Origin of the sequence: Brevundimonas fluminis, assembly GCF_003934285.1 — a bacterium.
In the GTDB taxonomy this organism is placed as follows: Bacteria; Pseudomonadota; Alphaproteobacteria; order Caulobacterales; family Caulobacteraceae; genus Brevundimonas; species Brevundimonas fluminis.
Genome location: NZ_RQWJ01000005.1, coordinates 42,617 through 65,828, shown reverse-complemented (window position 1 = coordinate 65,828; position 23,212 = coordinate 42,617). Strand labels below are relative to the sequence as shown.

Below are 23,212 nucleotides of genomic sequence, written 5' to 3'. Positions count from 1 at the left end.
GGCTAATCAAATCGGTCCCGATGAGGGTGGGCGAACCCCTTCGGCCGTTTCGCGTGGTGTAGGTCTTCTGAACGTCCGCATAGTCGCCGACGGTACAGCCCGCGACTGAAGGGCCTTCGAATCGAACGACGTCTGCACCGATGCGGATCAGCGCAATGGGCTGGTTAGCTGACGTTGCTCGCACCGGGCCAGTTGCAACCACCTGCCCCACCCAGATTCGGTGATCATGCGGCGGCAGGTATTTCCAGCCGAACGCGATCACTCCGGGAACCACAACGCAGACGGCTACGGCCAGTGGACCTGCAATCACGGAGCCGACATTCCCGGCTGCACGGCGCAGGGCCTGCCAAATACGCCATACCCTCCAACGGAGTTTGTGGCGGTAGGCAGTCACAGGCTTCACCCCACCTGTCCCCGGTGCCGCAGCATCGCGTCCGCCAGCACGCAGGCCGCCATCGCCTCGACCACCGGCACCCCGCGCAGGGCGACGCAGGGATCGTGACGGCCGACGGTCCGCAGGTCGGTGTCCTGACCGTCCCGCGTCACGCTGCGGCGCGGCGTCAGGATGGAGGAGGTCGGCTTGAACGCGACCCGCGCGGTGATCGGCCGGCCGGTCGAAATGCCCCCCAGCACGCCGCCCGCCTTGTTCGACAGGAAGACCGGCCGTCCGTCCGGTCCCATGCGCATCTCGTCGGCGTTGTCCTCGCCCGACAGTTCGGCCGAGGCGAAGCCCGCGCCGATCTCCACGCCCTTGACCGCGTTGATCGACATCAGGGCGGCGGCCAGTTCGGCGTCCAGCTTGCCGTAGACCGGCGCGCCCCAGCCGGCGGGGGCGCCGGCGACCTCCAGCGACACCACCGCGCCTATGGACGAGCCCGCCTTGCGCACCCCGTCCAGATAGTCGGACCACGCCGCCACGACGTCGGCCGAAGCGGCGAACAGGGGGTTGTCGTGGACGGCGTCGAACTCGACGGCGTCTTCGGCGATGCGGTGCGGGCCCAGCTGGGTCACGCCGGCGCGGATCGTGATCCGGTCGCCCAGCACCTTGCGCGCCACGGCGCCGGCGGCGACGCGCATGGCCGTCTCGCGCGCCGACGAGCGACCTCCACCGCGCGGATCCCGAACGCCGTACTTGGCGTCATAGGTGAAGTCGGCGTGGCCGGGGCGCCAGGACCGGGCGATCTCGCCGTAGTCCTTCGAGCGCGCGTCCTCGTTCTCGATCATCAGCGAGATCGGCGTGCCGGTCGTCACCGGGCCGGCGCCGTCGTCGAACGTGCCGGACAGGATGCGGACCGCGTCGCTCTCCTTGCGCTGGGTGACGAAACGGCTGCCGCCGGGTTTGCGCCGGTCCAGCCACGGCTGGATGTCCGCTTCGGTCAGGGAAATGCCCGGCGGGCACCCGTCCACCACGCAGCCGATGGCCGGCCCATGGCTTTCGCCCCAGGTGGTGACGCGGAACAGGTGGCCGAAAGTGTTGTGCGACATGACCTCGAAGGCTTAGGCCGCGCGGCGCTCCGGCGTCCAGTCGCGGGCGAAGCGGGCGCGCAGGTCGACCGAGGCCGACGGAGCGTCCTCGACCGGCTCCAGCGTGACGAACAGGTGCCCCCGCCGGCGGTTTCCGCGCGGCGGCAGGCCCAGGTCTCGCAGCCGCAGCCGCAGCGTCGGATGGTCCGGGACCAGCCAGGCCGAGCGCGGCCCCGCATGGGTGGCGATCTCCAGCCGGCCGCCGTGGCGCAGCTGCTGACGCGTCACCGGGGCGGTCATGTGCAGATCGTCGCCGACCGCGGACAGCGTCCCGCACCCGCGGATGACCACGGCCAGATACAGGTCCGTGCCGTCACGTCCCGCGCCCTTCAGCCGCAGCCGATCGCCGGTGCGCAGTCCCGGGCCGTAGGCGGCACGCAGGCGCCTGCCGCCCGTGCGGACCGTGGCCACGCCGCCGGACAGGGCCTCCAGCGGCGAGATCGCCAGCGTCGGGGGCGCCGGCTGACGCACGGCGGGCGAGGGCAGGGCCAGCGGAGCGTCCAGCCGCTTCAGCAGGTCGTGGGCGGCGATGACGCGGCGAAAGGTCCATTCGTCGCCGCCGGGCAGGTCCGGCCGCGCCGCCTTGACCGCGCGGCGGAAGGCGGCCGTCAGCGCCGGCCCGTGCGCGGGCCCCTCCAGCCCCAGGACGGCCCGGGCCTCGGCGACGGTCAGAGGTGCGGCTTCCCCACGCATCCCTGACAAAGGCCCCGATCAGGGTCAATGCCGGGTTAACCGTGCCGCACTTCCGCCGCTTCCCGCCGCGCGCTATCGCAGACGCATGACCGCCCCCGTGATCCCGCCCAGTCCGTCGCGTGAGGAGTACGCGCGCGACTATGCCGCCGCCCTGGCCGCCAACGGGGACGAGACGATCTTCGACCGTCCGGAGCCCATCGGCCTGTTCGTCGACTGGCTGGCCGAGGCGCTGCGGCACGAGCCGAACGACGCCAACGCCATGTGTCTGTCCACCGTCGACGCGGAGGGCATGCCCGACGCCCGGATGGTTCTGCTCAAGGACGTCGACGACCGGGGGTTCACCTTCTACTCCAACGCCGAAAGCGCAAAGGGCGGCCAACTGGCCGGGCAGCCGCGGGCGGCCCTGCTGTTCCACTGGAAGACCCTGCGGCGTCAGGTCCGGGTGCGCGGCGCCGTCGAGCCGGTCACGGCGGCCGAGGCCGACGCCTATTTCGCCAGCCGCGCGCGGGAAAGCCGGATCGGGGCCTGGGCGTCGGAGCAGTCGCGGCCGCTGGCGGCCCGGGCCGATCTGGAAGATGCCGTGGTGCGAGAGACGGCGCGCTTCGGCGAGGGGGAGGTGACGCGGCCGCCGCACTGGACCGGCTGGCGCGTGGTCCCGCGGGCCGTGGAGTTCTGGCGCGACCGGCCGTTCCGCCTGCACGACCGGCTGCGGTTCGACCACGCCGGTGAGGGCTGGACGAAGACGCGGCTCCAGCCCTGAGAGGTCAGCGGCGCACGACTCCGTAGCGGGCCAGGAAGGTCTCGACCGCGTCGGCGGCGATCTGGTCGCAGGCGCGCACCGGCATGACCTCGTCGCCCGTGACCAGCGGCATGAAGAAGACCGGGTGCTCGATCATGCCGAACAGCTGGCCCGCGGCCCACGACGGATGCTCGACCCGCAGTTCCCCGCGCACGCACATGTCCTGGATGACCTGGATGACGTAGGCGCCGAAATCGCTCTTGCCCTTCTCGAAGAATTTCACCGCCACGTCGCGGAACCGCGGCCGTTCGGCCATCACCAGGCGGAACACCGAGCGGACGAAGGGATCGGCCATGAAGCGGGCGTAGCCCGCGGCGAATTCGATCAGACGGTCGCGCGCCGAGCCGTCGCGCTCGAACACCCGCTTCATCTGGACGGTGAACTCCTCCGCCGCGTCGTCGATGACGGCCGAGAAGAGGTCCGACTTGCCGGCGAACTGGGCGTAGAGGGTGGCGGTGGAGACCCCGGCCTCGCGTGCCACCGCCTCCATCTTCGTGCCGGCGAAGCCATCGGCGGTGAAGCGACGTCGCGCATGCCGCAGGATGGCTTCGCGTCGGGGATCCGGTTCCGCGCCGGAGGAGGGGCCGTGCATGCAGTCTATCGCCGTTGTTCGCAGATCGCCCCAAGGCGCGGGGCGAGTCGTGCCGAACGACGTTACGGCGCCGCCGGTTCCGCGAGAAGGGGGCGGATCAGCGGATGCACCATCAGCGGCGCGGCCAGCCGCAGCACCGCCTCGGAATCGACCAGCCGGACGGCCGCCGTCGAGTCGGCGACGACGAAGTCCGCAGCCGCGCGCGCCGGCTCGGTGAAGCGCTCGTGGCCCGGCCGCACGGTCTTCAGATACTGGCTCACCACCGAGTCCGCCGTCCGCTTCCGCTCGATCTGGTCGCGGAGCAGGCGGCGGATGAAGCGGATGTCGGCCGGCGTGTCGACGAACACCTTCACGTCGTACAGAGCCGCGAGCTCCGGCGTGCTCAGCACGTGCACGCCCTCGACCACGATCGCCTCGGCCGGTTCAACCCGGCGGGTGAAGGCTTCCCGGCCGTGGGTCTCCATCGAATAGACGGGCGCCTCGACCGCCCGCCCGGCCTTCAGCTCGGCCAGCTGGGCGGTCATCAGGGCGTGGTCGCGGGCGTCCAGATGGTCGAAGTCGAACGCAGCTGGATCGAAGCCGGGCAGGGCGGCGGCGTCGACGTACCAGTCGTCCTCGCTCAGCAGCACGGCGGCGCCGGGCCGCATGGCCGCGACCAGCGCCTCGGCCAGGGTCGTCTTGCCCGATCCGGAGCCGCCGGTGATCGCGATCAGCAGGGTCATGAGGCCTTCTAGGTCGACGCGCCCGCCCGGACTAGCCCGGCCAGGCGTCGCCCAGACGCTGCAGCGCGATCCAGCCGCCCAGCAGCGGCGACCAGCCGACCACCGCCGTGTTCAGGCCCATCCCCGTCAGAGACCGGTTCCGGGCGACGAGTCCTCCGACCAGGGGCGCGTGGAAGACCACGAGGTGCAGCAGCAGAAGCGCGCCGAAGCCGAAATAGGCCGAGGCGGCGCCGGCTCCGGCCATCTGGACCAGCAGCGCCAGGGGCGCGGCGCAGAAGATGACCATCCAGACGATGCCGAAAGTGACGATCGTCGGCATCACGCCCGCGATGAAGACGACGCCGGCGCCGATCAGCAGCCCGGGCAGCGGCAGCAACGTCAGGGCACGGGCGGCGGGATGTCGCAGAGCGTCCGAGGTCATGCGGACCATGGTGCGCAGGGCACGGTTTCCGCTCCGTTGCCGACCGATGGATGACCTTGCGTCACGTTGCGCTGGCCCCGCCGCGCCGATAGCGTGCCCGCCACGCCGCGATCAGACGGCAAACGATGGGGATCGACGATGCTGGGATTGATGCAGGACTGGCCCCTGACGGTCGACAAGATCCTGGACCATGCGAAGAACTGGCATCCCCACCGCGAGGTGGTGACGCGCTCGGTCGAGGGGCCGGTGGTCCGCACCACCTATTCCGAAATCCACGGTCGCGCGAAGAAGGTGTCGAAGGCGCTGCTGGACTGGGGGGTGAAGCCCGGCGACCGCGTCGCCACCCTGGCCTGGAACACCGCCCGCCACATCGAGGTCTGGTACGGCATCATGGGCATCGGGGCGGTGTGCCACACCCTGAACCCGCGCCTGTTCCCCGAACAGCTCGGCTACATCATCAATCACGCCGAAGACAAAATCATCTTCGTCGACCTGACCTTCATTCCGCTGCTGGAGGCGGTGCTGCCGCACTGCCCCTCGGTCGAGCGGGTCGTCGTCATGACCGACGAGTACACCATGCCGGCGACGAAGCTGCCGCAGGCGGAATGCTACGAGCAGATCGTCGCGGGCGCTTCCGGCGAAGTGGAATGGGGCGGCTTCGACGAGCAGACGGCCTGCGGCCTCTGCTACACCTCGGGCACGACCGGAAATCCCAAGGGTGTCCTGTACTCTCACCGGTCGAACTTCATCCACACCCTGCTGGGCATGCAGTCGACCGTGCTGGGGCCCTCTCCGAAGGAGACGATCCTGCCGGTGGTGCCGATGTTCCACGCCAACGCCTGGGGCATCGCCTTCGCCGCGCCGGCGTCGGGGGCCAAGCTGGTCATGCCCGGCGCGCGGATGGACGGCGAGGCCATCTACGAGCTGCTGGAGAGCGAAGGCGTCACCTTCTCGGCTGCGGTTCCGACCGTCTGGCAGGGACTGCTGGCGCACATGCGCGAGAAGGGCTTGAAGCTGTCGACGGTGAAGCGCGTGCTGATCGGCGGCTCGGCCGTGCCGGAAAGCCTGATCCGCGCCTTCAACGACGAGTTCGGGGTCGAGGTGCTGCAGGGCTGGGGCATGACCGAGACCTCGCCCATCGGCACGCTGTCGAACCTGACGCCCGAACTGGCGGCCCTGCCCTACGACGAGGGCATGAAGTGGCGCATCAAGCAGGGCGTGCCCCCGCTGGGCGTCGAGCTGAAGCTGAAGAACTACGCCGGCCAGCAGATGCCGCACGACGGAACGACCTACGGCCGGCTGATGGTGCGCGGCCCGACCATCTCCGCCGCCTATTTCAAGGGCGAGGGCGGCGAGATCCTGGACAACGAGGGCTTCTTCGACACCGGCGACGTCGCCACGGTCGACGAGCACGGCTTCATGCAGATCACCGACCGCGCCAAGGACGTGATCAAGTCCGGCGGCGAGTGGATCAGCTCCATCGAGATCGAAAACATCGCCGTCGGCCACCCCAAGGTCGAACTCGCGGCCGTGATCGGCGCGGCCCATCCCAAGTGGGACGAGCGGCCCGTGCTGGTGCTGAAGCTTAAGCCCGGCGAAAGCCAGAACAAGCAGGAGCATCTCGACTTCCTGCAGGGCAAGATCGCCAAGTGGTGGATGCCCGACGACGTCGTCTTCGTGGACGACATCCCGCTGGGCGCCACCGGCAAGATCGACAAGAAGCTCGTTCGTGAGCGGCTGAAGGACTATCGCCTGCCGACGGCGCAGGCTTGATCCGATGGCGCGCAAGGGCTCCGACCTGACGCAGGCGTCCTGGCTGGTCGCCGGGGCGCTGGCCGGAGGGGCGACGGTCTTCGTCGCGGCCCTGGGATCGCGGGCCGGGCTATGGACGCCCGAATTCGGCCTGCGCACGCTGACCTTCGCGGTCGCCCCGGCGCTCACGCTCGTCGGCGTGGCCTGCGCGATCGCCCTCGCCGTCTGGTCGATGCGCCGCCCGAGGACGGTGGGGCTGGCCGCGGCGGTCGCCGTGCTCGCGGCCGGCGGCACGGCGGCGTCCCTGGGTCTGCGCTGGCAGACCTACCAGACGCCCTCGCCCTGGGACGTGACCAGCGATCCGGACGACCCTCCGGGGTTCTCGCGGATGCTGGGTCAGCGCCGTGCCGCGGCTGGCGCCGTGCGCGCCGTGTCTCCGGCCGGGCCGCAAGCCTGCCTCGGGGCGGTCCCGACTCCCAGTCAGCTGGCCCCGGAACGCGCCGCCGCGGCGCTGGAGGCCGCGGGCTTCACCGTCATCGGCTCGGCGGCGTTCCGGGCCGAGGGAGAGCGCCGGGGTTTCTGGTTCGGCCTCGCGCACGACGCCGTGGTGCGCATCCGGCCGGGGCGCACCGACGTGCGCGTGACGGCGCGGTCGGACGTGGCGCAGGCGGGCGAGACCTGCCGTCTCGCCTCCGCCCTGGCCCGGGCCATCGCGGCTCAGGCGGGGGCGTAGAGCGCGTCCGGCGACGGCGCCGGTCGGGCCGTGACGCGGCCGGCGCGCTCCAGCGCGATCAGATGCGCCCACACCGAAAGCGACGCGGCCGGCCACAGGCGCCGGTCGACGTCCGCGTAGAGGACCGGGACCATCTCCGCGATCGTCCGGTCGCCGGCGTCCAGCCGGGCCAGGATCTGGGCGTCCCGCGCCAGCCGGTGATCGCGATAGGCGGCCAGGAAGGGCGCCGGGTCGTCGATCTGCCCGCCGTGCGCCGGGAACAGGCGCCCGAACCGGCGGCCGATCACCTTGTCCAGACTCGTCATGTAGGCCGTCATGTCGCCGTCCGGCGGCGCGACGACGGTGGTCGACCAGCCCATGACGTGGTCGCCGCTGAACAGGGCGTTCTCCTCGATCATCTCGAAGCACAGGTGATTGGACGCATGGCCGGGCGTCGCCAGCGTGCGGAGGGTCCAGCCGTCGCCCTCGACCAGATCGCCGTCGCACAGGACGCGATCGGGCCTGACGCCGGCCGTCTCCTCTTCGTCCGGGGTCGAGGCGTGGGTCTCCCGTGCAGGCGACGGGGCCGCCAGCACGGGGGCGCCGACGGCGTCCGCGAGGGGGTGGGCGAGGGGCGCGTGGTCGCGGTGGGTGTGGGTCAGCAGCACGGCGACGACGCGACGGCCGTCCAGCGCCTCCAGCAGGGCCTGCAGGTGACGCGGGTCGTCCGGCCCCGGGTCGATCACGGCCACGCCGGCGCCCGGGCCGGGTCCGCCGACGATGAAGCTGTTCGTGCCGGTGAAGGTGAAGGGGCCGGGATTGCCCGCGGTCACGCGGGACGCCCGCGGCGTCAGGCGGACTTCCTCGCCGGGGCGTGGGTCGAAGTCGCGCACGAAGGGGATCATGCGCCGCGCCCCTGGCCCGGGGCTTGCCTTAACGAGGCGTAAACGCCCTTCAGGATGCTCGTCATGGCCGTCGCCGCCGCCCTTTCTGTGTCAAATCGGCTCCTGACCGTGGCCGCCGCGTTTCTCTGTATCATGGCGGCGCAGCTCGCGGCGGCTTCCTGCACGCCCGAACCGGCGCCCTATGCGGCTCGCGTCGCCATTATCCGCTGAGGCCGAATCTCCGCGCTTCCCGCCGTCTCGCTCCGCCGGCGAATTGTGCCGCGAGGACGGCGGCCCAGGGGCGCGCGGCGACCGCCGGTCGCTGAGGAAACCTCGCGGAAACCAAGTTTTTTCGCGCCAAATCAGCGCCTTGCGGTGGTGTGGCCCGATTGCGACATTGTCGCGACGATTGGATTACGGAGCCGTAATTGTGGTGACCCGGCGCCCGTCGTTCGGCTAGGTTGGAGGCAATCTGCGTGCATTGGGGCTCGCGGATGCTCAACGTCGGTGCGACGAGGGGCCCGGAAACGGGAAGCTTCGCATCGGCCCTAGGAGGACGTCTCTTGAAGACTCACACCATTCGGCAGCGTTTGCTGCACTCGACGATGATCGGCTCCGCGTCGCTGATGGCGCTCGTCGCCGTTCCGGCCGCCGCCGTGCTGCTGGCCCCGACCCAGGCGGCCGCCCAGAACCTGGTCCAGGGCGCCGTGGCCGGCACCGTCGAAACCCAGACCGGCGCGCGGGTTTCGGGCGCGACCGTGACGCTGCAGTCGGTGTCGCAGGGCTTCACCCGCACCTACACCACGGGCGCCGACGGTTCGTTCCGCGCTGTGGCCCTGCCGCAGGGCCAGTACGTTGCGACCGTCACCTCGTCGGGCAATGAAACCCTGACGGAAACCATCTCGGTGGGCGCCGGCGGCACCACCTCGCTGGTCTTCACCGTCGGCCGCGTCGGCGGCGTGGACACCTCGGGCGCCACCGCCGTGGACGACATCGTCGTCGTCGGCGTGCGTCAGGCCGTGTCGGAGTTCGACGCCACGACCACGGGTCTGACCGTCAACGTCGAGGAGCTGTCGCGCAACGTGCCGATCGCCCGCAGCGGCAACGCCGTGGCCCTGCTGGCCCCGGGCGTGACCGCGTCGGACAACGCCTTCGGCGGCATCCCGACCATCGGCGGCGCCTCGGCCGGTGAGAACACCTACTTCGTCAACGGCCTGAACATCACGAAATTCCGTGACTTCACCGGCTCGTCGATCGTTCCGTTCGAGTTCTACCAGACGCTTGAAACCAAGACCGGCGGCTACTCCTCGGAATTCGGCCGCGGCACCGGCGGCGTGCTGAACGGCACGACCAAGTCGGGCGGCAACGAGTGGGAGTTCGGCATCACCGCCTATTGGGAGCCGAACAGCCTGCAGGAGAACTCGCCGGACACCTATCTGGCCCTGAACCAGTACGACGAAACCGAGTCGTCGGACCTGATCTTCGACTTCGGCGGCCCGATCATCCGCGACCGCCTGTTCATCTTCGGTCTGTACAACATCCGCGACCGTGAGTTCTTCAACGGCACGGTGAACGGCACCGGCACGCGCGTCATGACGGACGATCCGTTCTACGGCGCCAAGGTCGACTTCCTGCTGACCGACGACCACCGCCTGGAGTTCACCTACTTCAAGGACGAGCAGGAGCAGACCAGCGAGACCACGACGTTCGACCCGGCCACGGGCCAGCTGGTCACCACCCAGGGCGAGTCGGTGTTCCGCTTCGGCGGCGAGAACTGGATCGGCCGCTACACCGGCATCTGGACCGACTGGCTGACGACCTCGATCTCGTACGGCGTCAACGAGTACGACGAGCAGAACTCGTCGCCCGGCGATTCCTGCGCCCTGATCACCGACCTGAACCCGGCCCGTCCGCGTCTGGGCTGCTGGCTGATCGGCCAGCCGTCCAACAACTCGGACCGTCGTGAGGTCCTGCGCGCCGACGTCGACATCTACGCCGACTTCTTCGGTTCGCACCACTTCCGCCTCGGCATCGACCAGGAGAAGCTGGAAGCCTCGCAGTCGCTCGACTATTCGGGCACGGGCTACAACTACTGCCGTCCGGGCGGCCCGATCTCGGTGGCCGTGAACTGCACGGGCGACCGCACCGGCGGCATCTGGTACCGCTACCAGAACTACGACGGCGCCGGTCTGCCGACGCGCGTCCGCATCCGGGCCTACGACAACGACGGCGCCTGGACCTCGACGCAGAACGCCTACTACATCCAGGACAGCTGGGAGGTCACCGACCGCCTGACCCTGAACCTCGGCCTGCGCAACGAAGGCTTCGAGAACGAGAACATCGCCGGCGTCGCCTTCGTCGATCTGCAGAACCAGTGGGCTCCGCGCCTCGGCGCCACCTACGACGTCTTCGGCGACGGCGACTCCAAGCTGTTCGGCTTCTTCGGTCGCTACTTCCTGCCGGTGGCCGTGAACACCAACCAGCGTCTGGCCGGCGCCGAGTTCTTCATCCAGGACGTCTGGACCCTGAATCGCACCGGCGGCCCGAACGACGCCAACGCCGACGGCATCCACGACACGACGGGCGAGCCGATCCTCGGCACCTTCGTCAGCGGCGGCAACTTCGCTTCCGGCGAGGTTCGTCCGATCTCGACGCAGGTCGACAAGGAAATCGACCCGATGTACGTCGACGAGTTCATCCTGGGTTACGAAACCCGGGTGTTCGACGACTGGACCTTCGGGATCAAGGCCACCTATCGTGACCTGGGCACCGCCATCGACGACGTCGCCATCGACGCCGCGGTGCTGGACTACTGCTCGAACCCGAACCCGGACAACCTGACCTACGCCGAGTGCTACTCGGTGTGGTACGGCTTCCACCAGTACGTGCTGACCAACCCGGGCGAGGACATGGTCATCACCCTGTCGGGCGCCGACCTGAGCCGCGCCACGGGCGGCCGCGTCACCAGCGATCGTGAGATCACCCTGACGGCCGACCAGCTGAACTATCCGACCCCCTCGCGGACCTACAAGGCCCTCGAGATCTCGATGGAGAAGCCCTTCGACGGCGTCTGGGCGGGCCGCTTCAGCTACGTCTGGTCGGATTCGGAAGGCAACTACGAGGGCGCGCTGAAGTCCGACAACGGCCAGACCGACCCCGGTCTGTCGCAGGACTTCGACCAGCCCGGCCTGACGGACAACTCCTTCGGCAAGCTGCCGAACCACCGCGAACACACGTTCAAGGCATTCGGCAACTGGCAGGTGACCCCGGCGTTCAACGTCGGCGCCAACCTGATCATCCAGTCGCCGCGTCAGTTCGGCTGTCAGGGCGTGCACCCGACGGACTTCTTCGCCTCGCTGTACGGCGCGGCGTCGTGGTTCTGCGGCGGCGTGGCCACGCCGCGCGGCTCGCAGTTCGAGGGTGACTGGCTGACGAACCTGGACATGACCTTCGCCTACGATCTGGCGCAGGTCTTCACGATCCCGGGCGACTCGCTGGTGCTCCGCGCCGACGTGTTCAACGTCTTCAACTTCGACTCGGAGCAGGACTTCAACGAGTTCGGCGATCGGACCAGCCCGGCCGATCCGGATCCGAACTACGGTCGCGTGACCGCCTATCAGGCGCCGCGTTCGGTCCGTCTGAGCGTCGCCTACCGCTTCTAGGCGGCCGACGACGCAGAGAGATGGGGCGGCGGGTCTTCGGACCCGCCGCCTTTTTCTTGCCCGGAGGCGGCGGGGCGCCGTATCCGGACGACGACCTTCCGGAGTTCCCATGCGCCTCCTTCTCGCCGCCCTGACGTCCCTGACCGTGATGACCGCCGCGGCCCCCGCCGCCGCGCAGGACGAGGTCATCCGCACCGGCGGCACGCAGTTCACGGGTGAAGACGCGGAGCGGTCACGCCGCACGCTGGAGGCGCTGGCCTATGCCACGCCGCTGCCGCCGGGCGCCCCCGAGGCGGACTACTCCCTGGTGGCGTGGTGCGAGGCCCTCGTCTCCGGGCACGTGGCCACGGGCGAAAGCCTGGGCACGGCGGACGAACTGGATCTGCGCCTGATCGATCTGGGCCGCGTGGAGGCGACGAAGTTCCGAGCCGCGCTGGAGGCGGGGCGCGCCTTCCAGTCGCCCGGGGCCCTCGCCGAGGCCGAGGCCGCGGCCGAGGGCGCGCGCCGGATGTGGGCCCCGGTGCTGGCGGGCGATCAGGCCCTGCGCAACGAGACCTTCGGCCTGTTCTTCGGCCTGCCCGGCCGATGCGAGCATGCGGCGCGGCGCATCTCCCTGGGCATCACGGACGCGCCGCCCAGCCTGAAGGACGTGGGGCTGGAGTAGGCGTCAGGCCGCGTCGGCCCGGCCGATGGCCGCCGGGTCGTAGTTGAGGATCGGCGCCAGCCACCGCTCGGTCTCCTCCACAGACAGACCCTTGCGCACCGCATAATCCTCGACCTGGTCCCGGTCGATCTTGCCGACGCCGAAATAGTGGCTGCCCGGATGCCCGAAATACAGGCCGGAAACCGAGGCCGGCGGCGTCATGGCGAAGCTTTCGGTCAGGGCCATGCCGGCGTTCTCGCCCGCGTTCAGCAAGCGGAACAGCGTCGCCTTCTCCGTGTGATCGGGCTGGGCCGGATAGCCGGGCGCCGGACGGATGCCCTGATACTTCTCCTCGATCAGCTCCTGCACCGACAGGTCCTCGCCGGGCGAGTGACCCCACAGCGTGGTCCGTACCTCCTTGTGCAGGCGCTCGGCGAAGGCCTCGGCCAGCCGGTCCGCCAGGGCGGTGGCCAGAATGGCGGAATAGTCGTCGCCGGCCGCCTTGAACTCCGCCGCCTTCTCCAGCTCGCCGTGGCCGGCGGTGACGGCGAAGGCGCCCAGCCAGTCGTCGCCGTCCTCGGCCACGAAGTCCGAGATGCACAGGTTCGGCTTGCCGTTCGACTTGGCGATCTGCTGGCGCAGTCCGTGGAAACGGGCCAGTTCGGTCGTGCGGGCCTGGTCGGCCCAGACCACGACGTCGTCGCCGCGCGCGTTGGCGGGCCAGAAGCCGACCACACCCTTCGCGGTGAACCACTTTTCGTCGACGATCCGCTTCAGCATGGCCCGGGCGTCGCGGAACAGGTCCCGCGCCGCGTCGCCGACGATTTCGTCCTCCAGGATCTGGGGGTAGCGGCCGATCAGCTCCCAGCTGGCGAAGAAGGGGGTCCAGTCGATGTGGTCGGCCAGGTCCTTCAGGTCCCAGGCGTCGAACGCCCGCACGCCGGTGAACGACGGGGGCGGGGGCAGGGGCTGCCCGGCGTCGGGCCGCCAGCGGTTGGCGCGCGCCTGCTGCAGGGTGGCGCGGGCCTTCACCTCCTGCCCGCGCGCATACTGCTCGCGGATGCGGACGTATTCGTCGCGCGTGGCCTGTTCGTTCTTCGCCTTCTCCGTCGGCGACAGCAGGCCGGAGACGACGCCCACGGCCCGGCTGGCGTCGACGACGTAGGTGGTCGATCCGCGGCGATAGGCGGGCTCGATCTTGACCGCCGTGTGCGTCCGGCTGGTCGTCGCCCCGCCGATCAGCAGGGGGACGTCGAAGCCGCGCCGCTCCATCTCGCGCGCGACGAACACCATCTCGTCCAGCGACGGGGTGATCAGGCCGGACAGGCCGATGACGTCCACGCCGTGCTTCTCCGCCTCGTCCAGGATGCGGTCGGCGGGCACCATGACGCCGAGATCGATGACCTCGTAGTTGTTGCACTGCAGAACGACGCCGACGATGTTCTTGCCTATGTCGTGGACGTCGCCCTTGACCGTCGCCATCAGGATCTTGCCCGCCTGCTGACGGGGCTGGCCGGCCTTTTCGGCCTCCATGAAGGGCTCCAGCCAGGCCACGGCCTGCTTCATCACCCGGGCCGACTTCACCACCTGGGGCAGGAACATCTTGCCCGAGCCGAACAGGTCGCCGACGACGTTCATCCCGTCCATCAGCGGGCCCTCGATGACGTGCAGCGGGCGCTCGGCGGCCAGACGGGCCTCCTCCGTGTCAGCCGTGATGAACTCGGTGATGCCGTGGACCAGGGCGTGCTCGATGCGCTTGCTCACCGGCTGCTCGCGCCACGACAGGTCGACCACCCGCGCGGCGCCTTTCTCGCCCTTGTACCGGGGCGCCATGTCGACCAGCCGCTCGGTGTTCGACACGTTGGTGCGCTGGGGCCGGTTCAGGATGACGTCCTCGACCGCCTCCCGCAGCTCCGGATCGATGTCGTCATAGACGGGCAGGTCGCCCGCGTTGACGATGCCCATGTCCATGCCGGCGGCGATGGCGTGGTACAGGAAGACGCTGTGTATCGCCCGGCGCACCGGTTCGTTGCCGCGGAAGCTGAACGACACGTTCGACACCCCGCCCGAGACGTGGGCGTGGGGCAGGGTGGCCTTGATGACCCGCGTCGCCTCGATGAAGTCGACGGCATAGTTGTCGTGCTCCTCGATCCCCGTCGCCACGGCGAAGATGTTGGGGTCGAAGATGACGTCCTCGGGCGGGAAGCCGACCTCATCCACCAGGATGCGATAGGCGCGGGTGCAGATCTCGATCTTGCGCGCCGCGGTGTCCGCCTGACCGACCTCGTCGAAGGCCATGACGACCACGGCGGCGCCGTAGCGCAGACATTTGATCGCCTGTTCGCGGAAGGCGGCCTCGCCCTCCTTCATGCTGATCGAATTGACGATCGGCTTGCCCTGGACGCACTTCAGGCCCGCCTCGATCACCTCCCACTTGGAGCTGTCGATCATCACCGGCACGCGGGCGATGTCGGGCTCGGCGGCGATCAGGTTGAGGAAGGTCCGCATGGCGACGACGCCGTCCAGCAGCCCCTCGTCCATGTTGACGTCGATGATCTGGGCGCCCGCCTCGACCTGCTGGCGCGCGACATCGAGCGCGGCGGCATAATCGCCCTCGACGATCAGCTTCCTGAACCTGGCCGAGCCTGTGACGTTGGTCCGCTCGCCGACGTTGATGAAGGTGGGGCGCATCAGGCGTAGGCCACCCAGCCGTGCCAGTTCATGGCGTGGTAGAACGACTCGATGTCACCGAACCCGGCCTCGGCCAGCAGGGCCTCGTCGCGGGCGGCGGTGGCGAGGCCGGGATTGCCGCGATGGCTGCCTCGCGCACTGGTCAGCGTCTCGGGATCGACGCCATTGGCCGACGCGAAGGCGACATAGCGGTCCATATTGCGGTCGAAGTGCGGGTTGTCGGCGCTGTCGCAGCGGTCAACCAGAACGAAGGGAGCCCCCGGTTTCAGCCGCCGGTGGATATTCCGCAGGGTCGTCAGCTTGGACCCGTCGTCCGGAATGATGCCCAGCACGAGGATCATGGTCGCGCCGTCGAACGGTCCCTCCGGCGCGGCCTCGACGCCGCCCTCGATCAGGTCGACGCGCCGCATGGCTTCTTCGCCAAGGATATGACGGGCAAGGTTCAGCATCTCCCCGGCAGGATCGACGCCGGTGAAGCGCCAGCGGGGCCCCGCCTTGGCCAGAGCCTGGGTGTCCAACCCGCCGCCGGCACCGACGACCAGCACATGGCCGTCGTCCGGCACGCGCTCGGCCAGCAGTATGCCGGCCATCTGCAGCACACCGGGCTGTCCGGGCATGAAGGCGCGCGGGCCCTTCTCGACGTATTTGGCGACGAAGTCGGGATCGGCGAAGTTGAAGGCGGGTTTGGTCATGCCACCAGCTCGAACGGTTCCAGCCCCGACAGCCGCATGGCCACGGGCCGGTCGGGGATCGCGCGCGGCGCCACGCCCGTCACCTGCCCGGCGACGCAGGCGATGTGGTCCGGCGTCGTGCCGCAGCAGCCGCCGACGATGTTGACGAGACCCGACTTCGCCCACTCCTCGATGAAGTGGGCGGTTTCGTGCGGCTGTTCGTCATACTGGCCCATGGCGTTGGGCAGGCCCGCGTTGGGGAAGGCGGCCACCAGGGTGTCGGCCAGCCGCGACAGCTCGGCGACGTAGGGCCGCATCAGGTCGGCGCCCAGGGCGCAGTTGAAGCCGACGGCGAACGGTCGGGCATGGCGGACGGAGTTCCAGAACGCTTCGGCCGTCTGGCCCGACAGGGTGCGGCCCGAGCGGTCGGTGATGGTGCCCGAGATCCACAGGGGCAGGGGCTCATACCCCTCGTCCTGCAGATCCAGGATCGCCTTGATCGCCGCCTTGGCGTTCAGCGTGTCGAAGATGGTCTCCACCAGGAACAGGTCGACGCCGCCGTCGTGCAGGGCGCGGGCCTGTTCCTTGTAGCCGTCGTAGACCTCGTCATAGGTCACGGCGCGGTAGCCGGGGTCGTTCACGTCGGGGCTCAGCGACAGGGTCCGGTTCGTTGGGCCGATCGAGCCGGCGACGAAGCGCGGCTTGTGCGGCTCCTTCTCCGTCCAGCGGTCCGCCGTCTCGCGGGCGATGCGGGCGCCCTCGAAGTTCAGGTCGTAGACGGCGTCTTCCAACCCGTAGTCGGCCTGGCCGATCCGCGTCGAGGAGAAGGTGTTGGTCTCCGAAATGTCCGCGCCGGCGGCGTAATACTGGTCGTGCAGGTCGGCTATCACGTCCGGACGCGTCAGGATCAGCAGGTCGTTGTTGCCCTGCTGCGGATGGTTGTGACGGGCGAAGCGTTCGCCACGGAAGTCCGCCTCCGACAGCTGACGCCGCTGGATCATCACGCCCCAGCTGCCGTCCAGCACCAGGATGCGCTCGCGCGCGGCGGCCTTCAGGGCCTTGATGCGTTCGGCGCGGGTCATGCGGCGGCCTTGTCTTCGCGCACGCCCAGCACGCGGCAGATGGCGTAGACCAGGTCGGCGCGGTTCAGGGTGTAGAAGTGGAAGTCCTGAAAGCCTTCCTCCTGCAGCCGGGCGCAGGTCTCGGCGGCGACCGAGGCGGCCAGCAGCTTGCGGGTCTCCGGATCGTCGTCCAGCCCGTCGAAATGCGCCGCCAGCCAGTCGGGCACCGAAGCGCCGCACGCCGCGCTCATGCGCTTCAGGCCGGTGAAGTTCGACACCGGCATGATGCCGGGGATCAGGGGGATTTCGACGCCCGCGGCCCTCACGCGGTCGCGGAAGCGCAGGAAGGCGTCCATGTCGAAGAAGAACTGGCTGATCGCGCGCGTCGCCCCGGCGTCGACCTTGGCCTTCAGCACCTCGACGTCGTGCTCGATCGACGGGCTCTCCGGGTGCTTCTCCGGATAGGCGCCGACGGTGATCTCGAACCCGCCCACGCGGCTGATCGCGGCGGCCAGTTCGGTGGCGTTGGCGTAGCCGTCGGCGCGCGGAACATAGGCGCCGCCGATGCCGGCGGTCCCCGGCGGATCGCCGCGCAGCGCCACGATGTGGCGCACGCCCGCGGCCTTGTATTCGGCGATGACCTCGTCGATCTCGCCCCGGCTGGCCTCGACGCAGGTCAGGTGGGCGGCGGGCTTCAGCCCGGTCTCGGCCAGGATGCGGGTGACGGTGCGGTGCGTGCGCTCGCGGGTCGAGCCGCCGGCGCCGTAGGTGACGGACACGAACTCCGGCTTCAGCGGGGCCAGACGCGAGATGGCCCTCCACAGATTGGCCTCGGCCTCGTCGGTCTTGGGCGGGAAGAATTCGAAGGAGACGCGCGGCCGGCTGGCGTCGCGGCCGGCGCGCGCCACCGGGCCCAGCGGCGACAGGAGCAGGGCGCGGGCCTGCGACAGGCTCAGGGGTTCGGCGCTCATGCGGCCTTCACTTCCTTCAGGGCGGCCCGGCGGCCGGTCCAGATGCAGACGGTCAGCCCCTCGCGGTCGGGCGGCAGGACGGTCGCGGGCGCGGCCTCCAGGCCGCCCGCGGCCAGCCAGCGCCGCATCTCGGCGTCGTCGAAGCCGAGCCGGCGATGCTGGTGCTCTTCGCGCATCTGCTCCAGCGCGTGGGGGGCGAAGTCGACGATCAGCAGGCGGCCGCCCGGTCGCACCAGCCGGGCCGCCTCCGCGACGGCCGCGGCCGGATCGGTCAGGTAGTGCAGCACCTGATGCACCACCACGAGGTCGGCCGTCATGTCCGGCAGGCGCGTGGCGAAGACGTCGCCGTGCCGCAGCTCGACCTTGTCGATGCCGGCCCTGGCCACATTGGCGCGGGCGATGTTCAGCATGTTCTGGCTGAGATCCAGGCCGATCGCGGTCCTCGCCTTCCGCCCCAGCAGGGTCAGCATGCGCCCGGAGCCGGTGCCGAGGTCCACCATGCGATCGAACGGGCCGTCTCCGGCGGCGGCCAGGATCGCCTCTTCGACCGCGCTTTCGCGGACGTGATGCGAGCGAATCCGGTCCCAGCTGGGGGCGATCTGGTCGAAATACGCCTCGGCGTCCGCCTCGCGCTCGCGGCGCACGGCGTCCAGACGGCGCTGGTCGGCCTCGCCGTCGCAGTCGTCCAGCAGATCCAGAATGGCTTCGATCAGATGGCGCGCCGACAGATCGGAGGACAGCCGGTAGAAGACCCGCGCGCCGTCGGGGAAGCGTTCGATCAGTCCGGCGTCCGTCAGAAGCTTCAGATGGCGGCTGACCCGCGGCTGGCTCTGTTCCAGCACGCCGGACAGCTCCATGACGGACAGTTCCTCGGTCGCCAGCAGGGCGAGGATGCGCAGGCGCGTCGGTTCACCCGCCCCGCGCAGCGCCTCCACGAGATGATCCGCCCGGTAGGTCATGGCATCATATAAAGATATCCTTATATGATTATGCAAGCAAAATCATGGGTCGGCGAAGGATTCCGCGGCTTCGGCGCGTTTCAGGCCAGAGACTGATCGGAGCCCTCCCATGCGCCTGCCCCTCGTCATTTCTGCCGCCGCCCTGGGCCTCGCGGCCTGTTCGCCCGCTCCCGCCGGCGGCGCGTCCGAGCCCGACGACGCCTTGATCGACGCCACGATCCCGGCCTCGGCGGGATCCGCCGACGCTCAGCCTCGAGACTCCTCGACGGCGTCGGGCGGCGCCGGAGCCGCCGCGTCGCAGGATCCGCCCCCGGTCCGCGAGGGCGCACCGGCCGACCCCGATCGCCCCGTGGGCGGGCCATGGGGCGAGATGCCCAAGGGCGGCCTGACGCTGTCCGGCTTTCAGGACCGTTCGCTGGAGCGGTTCCGCCGCGCCGACGCGAACGGCGACGGGGTCGTAGACGCCTCGGAAATGGAGGCCTCCGGTCGCGGCGGACGGCGCATGGGCCGCTCGGACGCGAACGGCGACGGCAGGGTGACCGAGGCCGAGGCGCGAGCCGCCGCCGCCGCCATGTTCGACCGGCTGGACCAGAACGGCGACGGCCGCGTCACCGAGGACGAGCGGCCCCAGCGCTAGGGCGCGGGCGTCACCGGCGGCCGGCCGTTCAGCACGGCGTCGAGGTTCTGCAGCAGCAGGCCCAGCATGCCCTGCACCGCCTGCGTCGTCGCTCCGCCCGTGTGCGGCGTCAGCACCGTGTTCGGCACGTCGGCCCAGCGCGCCGCGTCGGTCGGCTCGGTTTCGAACACGTCCAGCGCCGCGGCGCCCAGCCGTCCCGACTTCAGCGCCTCGATCAGGGCGTCCTCGTCCACGACCTGACCGCGCGAGACGTTGACCAGCAGGCCGTCGGGTCCCAGCGCCCGCATGACCTCGGCCGAGATCAGCCCGCGATTGCTCTCGTCGGCCCGGCAGGCGACGACCAGCACGTCGCTGGCCTTCGCCAGATCGATCAGGCTCCCGGCGCGCGGCCACGGCGCGTCCTTGGCCCGTGGCCCCCACCATGAGGGAATCATCCGCATCGCCTCGCCGCGTCGGGCCACCGCCGCGCCGATCGCCCCCAGACCCACGATCCCCAGCCCCAGCCCGCCCAGGGAGCGCGTGATGGTCTTCGACCGCGGCGTCCAGCGCCCGGCGCGGACGTCGGCGTCGCCCGAGGCGATCTTGCGGTGCGCCGCCAGGATCAGCCCGATGGCGTGGTCCGCCACGTCCTCGTGATTCACTCCCGGCGCGTGGGTCACCTCCAGCCCCCGCGCCCGGCACCAGGCCGGATCGATGCCGTCGTAGCCGGCGGTGAAACAGGCGACGTGCCTCAGCTTCGGCAGGCGGTCCATCAATGCGGGATCGAGCGGAAACTCGCCCGCGACCACGATCGCCTCGATCAGGGCCTCCGCCTCGACCGGAGGTCCCTCCCACAGGCGATGAACGTCGTAGCTTCCCTCCAGAAAGGGCGCGATCGGCCCCAGATGGGGCTGGACGATCAGGACGGCGGGACGGTCGCTCACTTGCCCTCGCTCTGCGCGGCCCTCAGCCGCTTCAGCACTTCGTCCCGGGTCTCCGCGGGAGCCGGCTCGGGCGCCGGTCTGCTGCTCCGCTGGAAGACGCGGCTGACCTTCACCTTCGGGCGCTCGACCGGGCGGGTGGCGTCATGGAAGGGATTGTCGTCGAACATCCCCTTGAACACCGGGTCGGCGCGATAGTTCGGCAGGCGCGCCAGCACGGGCAGATCGCCCGAGATTTGCAGCAGCATCTCGTCGTCGTCCAGTTCGAGCAACTGGTCGGGTTTGTGGTAGCCGACCAGGCTCGCCATGGTCCGCGCCGCCAGCATGGTGTTGGCGCCGAAGCACTGCACCGCGCGGCAGTTGTTGATCATCGTCTCCCAGTCGTGCGGATAGAGGCGCTGCAGCTGCGAGGCGTCCTGCCAGAAGCTCCAGGTCTGCAGCCCATAGCCGCGCAACAGGGTCACGGCGCTGCGCAGGGCGTCGAAGGTTCCCAGCTGGGCCGCCTCGTCGAGGATGAACAGGGTCGACTTCTCGGGTCGACCGTTCCGGACCGTGATGCGCGTCATCAGGGTGTGGACCCACAGCCGCAGCAGCCGTCCATGGCTGGACAGCATGTGCGGCGGCAGCACCAGATAGATCGACAGTGGCTCGCCGCGGGTCACGGCGCCCAGGTCGAAGCTGGTATCGCGGATCGTCGGCGCGATCGCGCCGCCCCGCACCAGATCGACGATGCTCTGGGAGAAGGACAGGATGCCGCCGATGGTGGTCAGGGCCCCTATGCGCAGCATCTGGCCGATGCGGCGCGCCTCCGGGTCACGCGAGGATTCCAGCGCGGACAGGACGGTTCCCGAAAGGTCGGCGGCCGGGTGACGCTCGGCCACGGCGGTGTATGTGGCCAGCTCGCCGACCGCCTGGTTCACCAGATCTCGGACCGTCTCGAGATGCCGCCGCGCCGGCGGCAGGTCCGCGACGACGTGAAGGATGATCCCCAGGACGAAAGTCGCCCCGCGTTCGGCCCAGTAGCGGCCGTCGTTGGTGCCGACGCTCAGGTCGTCCTGCGTCATGGCCGAAACGATGGCCATGGCGTCGTCGACGAAGGTCGGGGAGTCCGCGTCCAGCACGTCCAGCGGGTTGAGCGCCGCCGACGGCAGCCCGGTCACGCCCATCGGATCGATGACGGCGACCTGCTGGCCCATCTCCCGGCGGCGGCGGGCGGTGATCAGGGCGTTCTCACCCTTGGGGTCGATGACGATGACCGGCCCGTCGAAGCGCAGCAGGGCCGGAACGATGCAGCCCGTGCCCTTGCCCGCGCCGGTCGGCGCGATGGTCATCAGGTGCCCCTCACGCTCCATCAGTATGGGGTCCAGCAGTCCGTCCGACCGCTTGTCGCGGTCGCCGATGGTGAAGCCGGGGGGAATCCGGCCGTGCTCCTCTTCCAATGACCACGCCACGATCATGCCGGGCCTGTCGATGGTCTCGGGCAGGGTCAGCTCGTTGGTGGCCGGCACCAGTTCCACGGTCATGCGTCCTCCCGTCCCGTCCTCAGATGCACCAGCGGCCCGTCGCGCACCTCGACGTTCACCGGGAGGCCATGCGCCAGCATCTCCTCGTCGGTCATGACGACCTGACCGATCTCGTTCAGCCTGAACCGGGCGCGGAACAGGGCGTCGCCGTAAAGGACGGTGGCGTCGAAACCCCAGCGCCCGTCCTCGCCCCGGCCCAGATCCTCCAGCGGGGCGATGAGGGGAGTCACGGCGTCCCACTGCTCCGGCGAGCCCGTGAACCGGGGGGCCAGATCCCGCTCCGTCGCGATGACGTGAAACCGGCCTTCGCCGCTGCTGACCCACCCGGCGAACAGAACGAGGAAATCCCGACGCGCGTCCGGCGTGTCCAGACGCAGCCCCACCGCATCGGTGGCGTGATGCAGGGGCGCGGACGTGCCCTCGGCCACGAAGATCCGGTCGCCGGCCATCAGCACCGACATCAGGCCCGGCTCGCCGCCGGATCCATAGCCCTGAAGCTCGAACAGCAGGGCGCCGCCGTAGCAGGCCAGCGAGCGGCTGCGCACCCGGTCGCAGGCGTGTTCAAGGGTGAGCGGCCAGCGCTTCTCGCCCAGCCGCTCCGCCTCGCCGACCAAGGTCAAAACCACGGCGGCGTCGGCCGGCGACAGGTCGGTCCACTCGCCCGGGATCAGGGTCGGCAGGGCCCAGTCCATGCGCGGGGCGGCCGCGGCGTGCATCAGGCGCTCGGTCTGATTTTCGGACAGCGGCTCATGCGCCGCCGGCGATCGGGCGAGCCAGATCGGGGCCAGAAGCCGGGCCAGATGCGCGCGATCCCACTCCCGGCCGCCGGGATCCCGCAGGCCCATGGCGGCGACGCGGTCCAGCAGCGCCATGAAGCCCGCGTCCTTCAGCAGGGCCGCCGACGCCTCGTCGGGCGCCGCGGGCGCGCCGGGCGGGAAGTCGAAGCGGATGGTCCGTTCCAGATAGGGCCACAGGGCGACGAGTTCGGCGTCCAGCTTCGCCTCCGGCGCCGCCAGAAGCAGGTCGCCCGCCAGGAGATACAGGTCGGCACCCCGGCTCAGGTCCGGATCGGTTTCCAGGGCCCAGCCGGCCTCCTTGAGCAGGTCTGCTCCCAAGCGGCCGACCGATGGGCTGACCCCGTCACCGACGGAAGCGCCGCCGTAAGGATTGTGGTTCACCGACTCCAGCAACGCCTCGGGCACGGGCTGGCGCGGATCCGCCTCCACCAGAGGCGCCAGCGCGGCGAGGCTGGCGCGCGTCGTCGGCAGATTGCGTCCTGCGTTGCGGATGAAGCCCACGCGCCGTTGCGGCATGACCTCGGCGGCCAGACGCATCAGGCGCGCGGCGGCGACCTTCACCGGCTCTCCGGAGCTCA

21 protein-coding genes are annotated in these 23,212 nt (G+C 70.1%); 7 read left to right on the top strand and 14 right to left on the bottom strand.

The window, feature by feature from the left end:
- Nucleotides 1-399: 399 nt before the first annotated feature.
- Nucleotides 400-1,485 (bottom strand): chorismate synthase, encoded by a 1,086-nt coding sequence (aroC, locus tag EFJ44_RS12415; RefSeq protein ID WP_125257543.1) that lies wholly within the window; start codon nt 1,483-1,485, stop codon nt 400-402.
- 12 nt (nt 1,486-1,497) lie between these two features.
- Nucleotides 1,498-2,217, bottom strand: a complete 720-nt coding sequence (locus EFJ44_RS12410; protein WP_125257542.1) for a DnaJ C-terminal domain-containing protein — start codon at nt 2,215-2,217, stop codon at nt 1,498-1,500.
- An 85-nt stretch (nt 2,218-2,302) separates the two neighbouring features.
- On the opposite strand from EFJ44_RS12410, the gene pdxH reads away from it, so the two are divergent.
- On the top strand, nt 2,303-2,977 hold the full coding sequence (gene pdxH, locus EFJ44_RS12405) for a pyridoxamine 5'-phosphate oxidase (RefSeq protein WP_125257541.1): 675 nt from the start codon (nt 2,303-2,305) through the stop codon (nt 2,975-2,977).
- A gap of 4 nt (nt 2,978-2,981) precedes the next feature.
- On the opposite strand, the gene EFJ44_RS12400 is transcribed toward pdxH, so the two are convergent.
- From EFJ44_RS12400 to EFJ44_RS12390, 3 genes are all read right to left on the bottom strand, one after another.
- Entirely contained in the window at nt 2,982-3,608 is a 627-nt protein-coding gene (locus EFJ44_RS12400; RefSeq protein WP_125257540.1) for a TetR/AcrR family transcriptional regulator, read from the bottom strand.
- A 62-nt stretch (nt 3,609-3,670) separates the two neighbouring features.
- Nucleotides 3,671-4,330: a uridine kinase gene (gene udk, locus EFJ44_RS12395; RefSeq protein WP_125257539.1), complete on the bottom strand. Its 660-nt coding sequence runs from the start codon at nt 4,328-4,330 to the stop codon at nt 3,671-3,673.
- Between the two features lie 31 nt (nt 4,331-4,361).
- Nucleotides 4,362-4,751, bottom strand: coding sequence for a hypothetical protein (locus tag EFJ44_RS12390; RefSeq protein ID WP_125257538.1), 390 nt, complete (start codon nt 4,749-4,751; stop codon nt 4,362-4,364).
- A gap of 138 nt (nt 4,752-4,889) precedes the next feature.
- On the opposite strand from EFJ44_RS12390, the gene EFJ44_RS12385 reads away from it, so the two are divergent.
- Complete coding sequence (locus EFJ44_RS12385) at nt 4,890-6,524, top strand: long-chain-fatty-acid--CoA ligase (protein ID WP_125257537.1); 1,635 nt, start codon at nt 4,890-4,892, stop codon at nt 6,522-6,524.
- Between the two features lie 4 nt (nt 6,525-6,528).
- The gene (locus EFJ44_RS12380; RefSeq protein WP_125257536.1) at nt 6,529-7,236 is read left to right on the top strand and encodes a DUF1499 domain-containing protein; all 708 of its coding nucleotides are present in this window, start codon (nt 6,529-6,531) and stop codon (nt 7,234-7,236) included.
- On the opposite strand, the gene EFJ44_RS12375 is transcribed toward EFJ44_RS12380, so the two are convergent.
- Nucleotides 7,221-8,120, bottom strand: coding sequence for an MBL fold metallo-hydrolase (locus tag EFJ44_RS12375; protein WP_125257535.1), 900 nt, complete (start codon nt 8,118-8,120; stop codon nt 7,221-7,223). The two genes, EFJ44_RS12380 and EFJ44_RS12375, sit on opposite strands and share 16 nt — an antisense overlap.
- A 63-nt stretch (nt 8,121-8,183) precedes the next feature.
- Between EFJ44_RS12375 and EFJ44_RS13890 the strand changes: the two genes are divergently transcribed.
- The 3 genes from EFJ44_RS13890 (at nt 8,184) to EFJ44_RS12365 (ending at nt 12,425) form a co-directional block, all read left to right on the top strand.
- Nucleotides 8,184-8,330 carry a hypothetical protein gene (locus EFJ44_RS13890; RefSeq protein ID WP_164511914.1) on the top strand — a complete coding sequence of 49 codons (147 nt, stop codon included), beginning with the start codon at nt 8,184-8,186 and terminating at the stop codon, nt 8,328-8,330.
- Between the two features lie 332 nt (nt 8,331-8,662).
- Nucleotides 8,663-11,761 (top strand): TonB-dependent receptor, encoded by a 3,099-nt coding sequence (locus EFJ44_RS12370; protein ID WP_164511913.1) that lies wholly within the window; start codon nt 8,663-8,665, stop codon nt 11,759-11,761.
- Between the two features lie 109 nt (nt 11,762-11,870).
- Nucleotides 11,871-12,425 (top strand): hypothetical protein, encoded by a 555-nt coding sequence (locus EFJ44_RS12365; RefSeq protein WP_125257533.1) that lies wholly within the window; start codon nt 11,871-11,873, stop codon nt 12,423-12,425.
- A 3-nt stretch (nt 12,426-12,428) separates the two neighbouring features.
- Here the strand turns inward: EFJ44_RS12365 and metH are convergent, their stop codons facing one another.
- From metH to EFJ44_RS12340, 5 genes are read right to left on the bottom strand one after another with little or no spacing between them, the layout of a single operon-like run.
- Complete coding sequence (metH, locus tag EFJ44_RS12360) at nt 12,429-15,095, bottom strand: methionine synthase (RefSeq protein WP_125257532.1); 2,667 nt, start codon at nt 15,093-15,095, stop codon at nt 12,429-12,431.
- The gene (locus EFJ44_RS12355) at nt 15,095-15,787 is read right to left on the bottom strand and encodes a class I SAM-dependent methyltransferase (protein ID WP_125257531.1); all 693 of its coding nucleotides are present in this window, start codon (nt 15,785-15,787) and stop codon (nt 15,095-15,097) included. Before EFJ44_RS12355 ends, metH begins: the two co-directional genes overlap by 1 nt.
- The gene (locus tag EFJ44_RS12350; protein WP_125257530.1) at nt 15,784-16,848 is read right to left on the bottom strand and encodes a homocysteine S-methyltransferase family protein; all 1,065 of its coding nucleotides are present in this window, start codon (nt 16,846-16,848) and stop codon (nt 15,784-15,786) included. The genes EFJ44_RS12355 and EFJ44_RS12350 overlap by 4 nt, the downstream gene beginning before the upstream one ends.
- Nucleotides 16,845-17,798: a methylenetetrahydrofolate reductase [NAD(P)H] gene (gene metF / locus EFJ44_RS12345; RefSeq protein ID WP_125257529.1), complete on the bottom strand. Its 954-nt coding sequence runs from the start codon at nt 17,796-17,798 to the stop codon at nt 16,845-16,847. The genes EFJ44_RS12350 and metF overlap by 4 nt, the downstream gene beginning before the upstream one ends.
- Nucleotides 17,795-18,757: an ArsR/SmtB family transcription factor gene (locus tag EFJ44_RS12340; RefSeq protein ID WP_125257528.1), complete on the bottom strand. Its 963-nt coding sequence runs from the start codon at nt 18,755-18,757 to the stop codon at nt 17,795-17,797. Before EFJ44_RS12340 ends, metF begins: the two co-directional genes overlap by 4 nt.
- Before the next feature lie 109 nt (nt 18,758-18,866).
- Between EFJ44_RS12340 and EFJ44_RS12335 the strand changes: the two genes are divergently transcribed.
- Nucleotides 18,867-19,394 carry an EF-hand domain-containing protein gene (locus EFJ44_RS12335; protein WP_125257527.1) on the top strand — a complete coding sequence of 176 codons (528 nt, stop codon included), beginning with the start codon at nt 18,867-18,869 and terminating at the stop codon, nt 19,392-19,394.
- Here EFJ44_RS12335 and EFJ44_RS12330 read toward each other — a convergent pair.
- From EFJ44_RS12330 to EFJ44_RS12320, 3 genes are read right to left on the bottom strand one after another with little or no spacing between them, the layout of a single operon-like run.
- Nucleotides 19,391-20,317: a 2-hydroxyacid dehydrogenase gene (locus EFJ44_RS12330; protein ID WP_125257526.1), complete on the bottom strand. Its 927-nt coding sequence runs from the start codon at nt 20,315-20,317 to the stop codon at nt 19,391-19,393. The genes EFJ44_RS12335 and EFJ44_RS12330 overlap by 4 nt on opposite strands.
- Entirely contained in the window at nt 20,314-21,837 is a 1,524-nt protein-coding gene (locus EFJ44_RS12325; RefSeq protein WP_125257525.1) for a type IV secretory system conjugative DNA transfer family protein, read from the bottom strand. Before EFJ44_RS12325 ends, EFJ44_RS12330 begins: the two co-directional genes overlap by 4 nt.
- The gene (locus EFJ44_RS12320) at nt 21,834-23,195 is read right to left on the bottom strand and encodes a hypothetical protein (protein ID WP_125257524.1); all 1,362 of its coding nucleotides are present in this window, start codon (nt 23,193-23,195) and stop codon (nt 21,834-21,836) included. Before EFJ44_RS12320 ends, EFJ44_RS12325 begins: the two co-directional genes overlap by 4 nt.
- Nucleotides 23,196-23,212 lie beyond the last annotated feature (17 nt).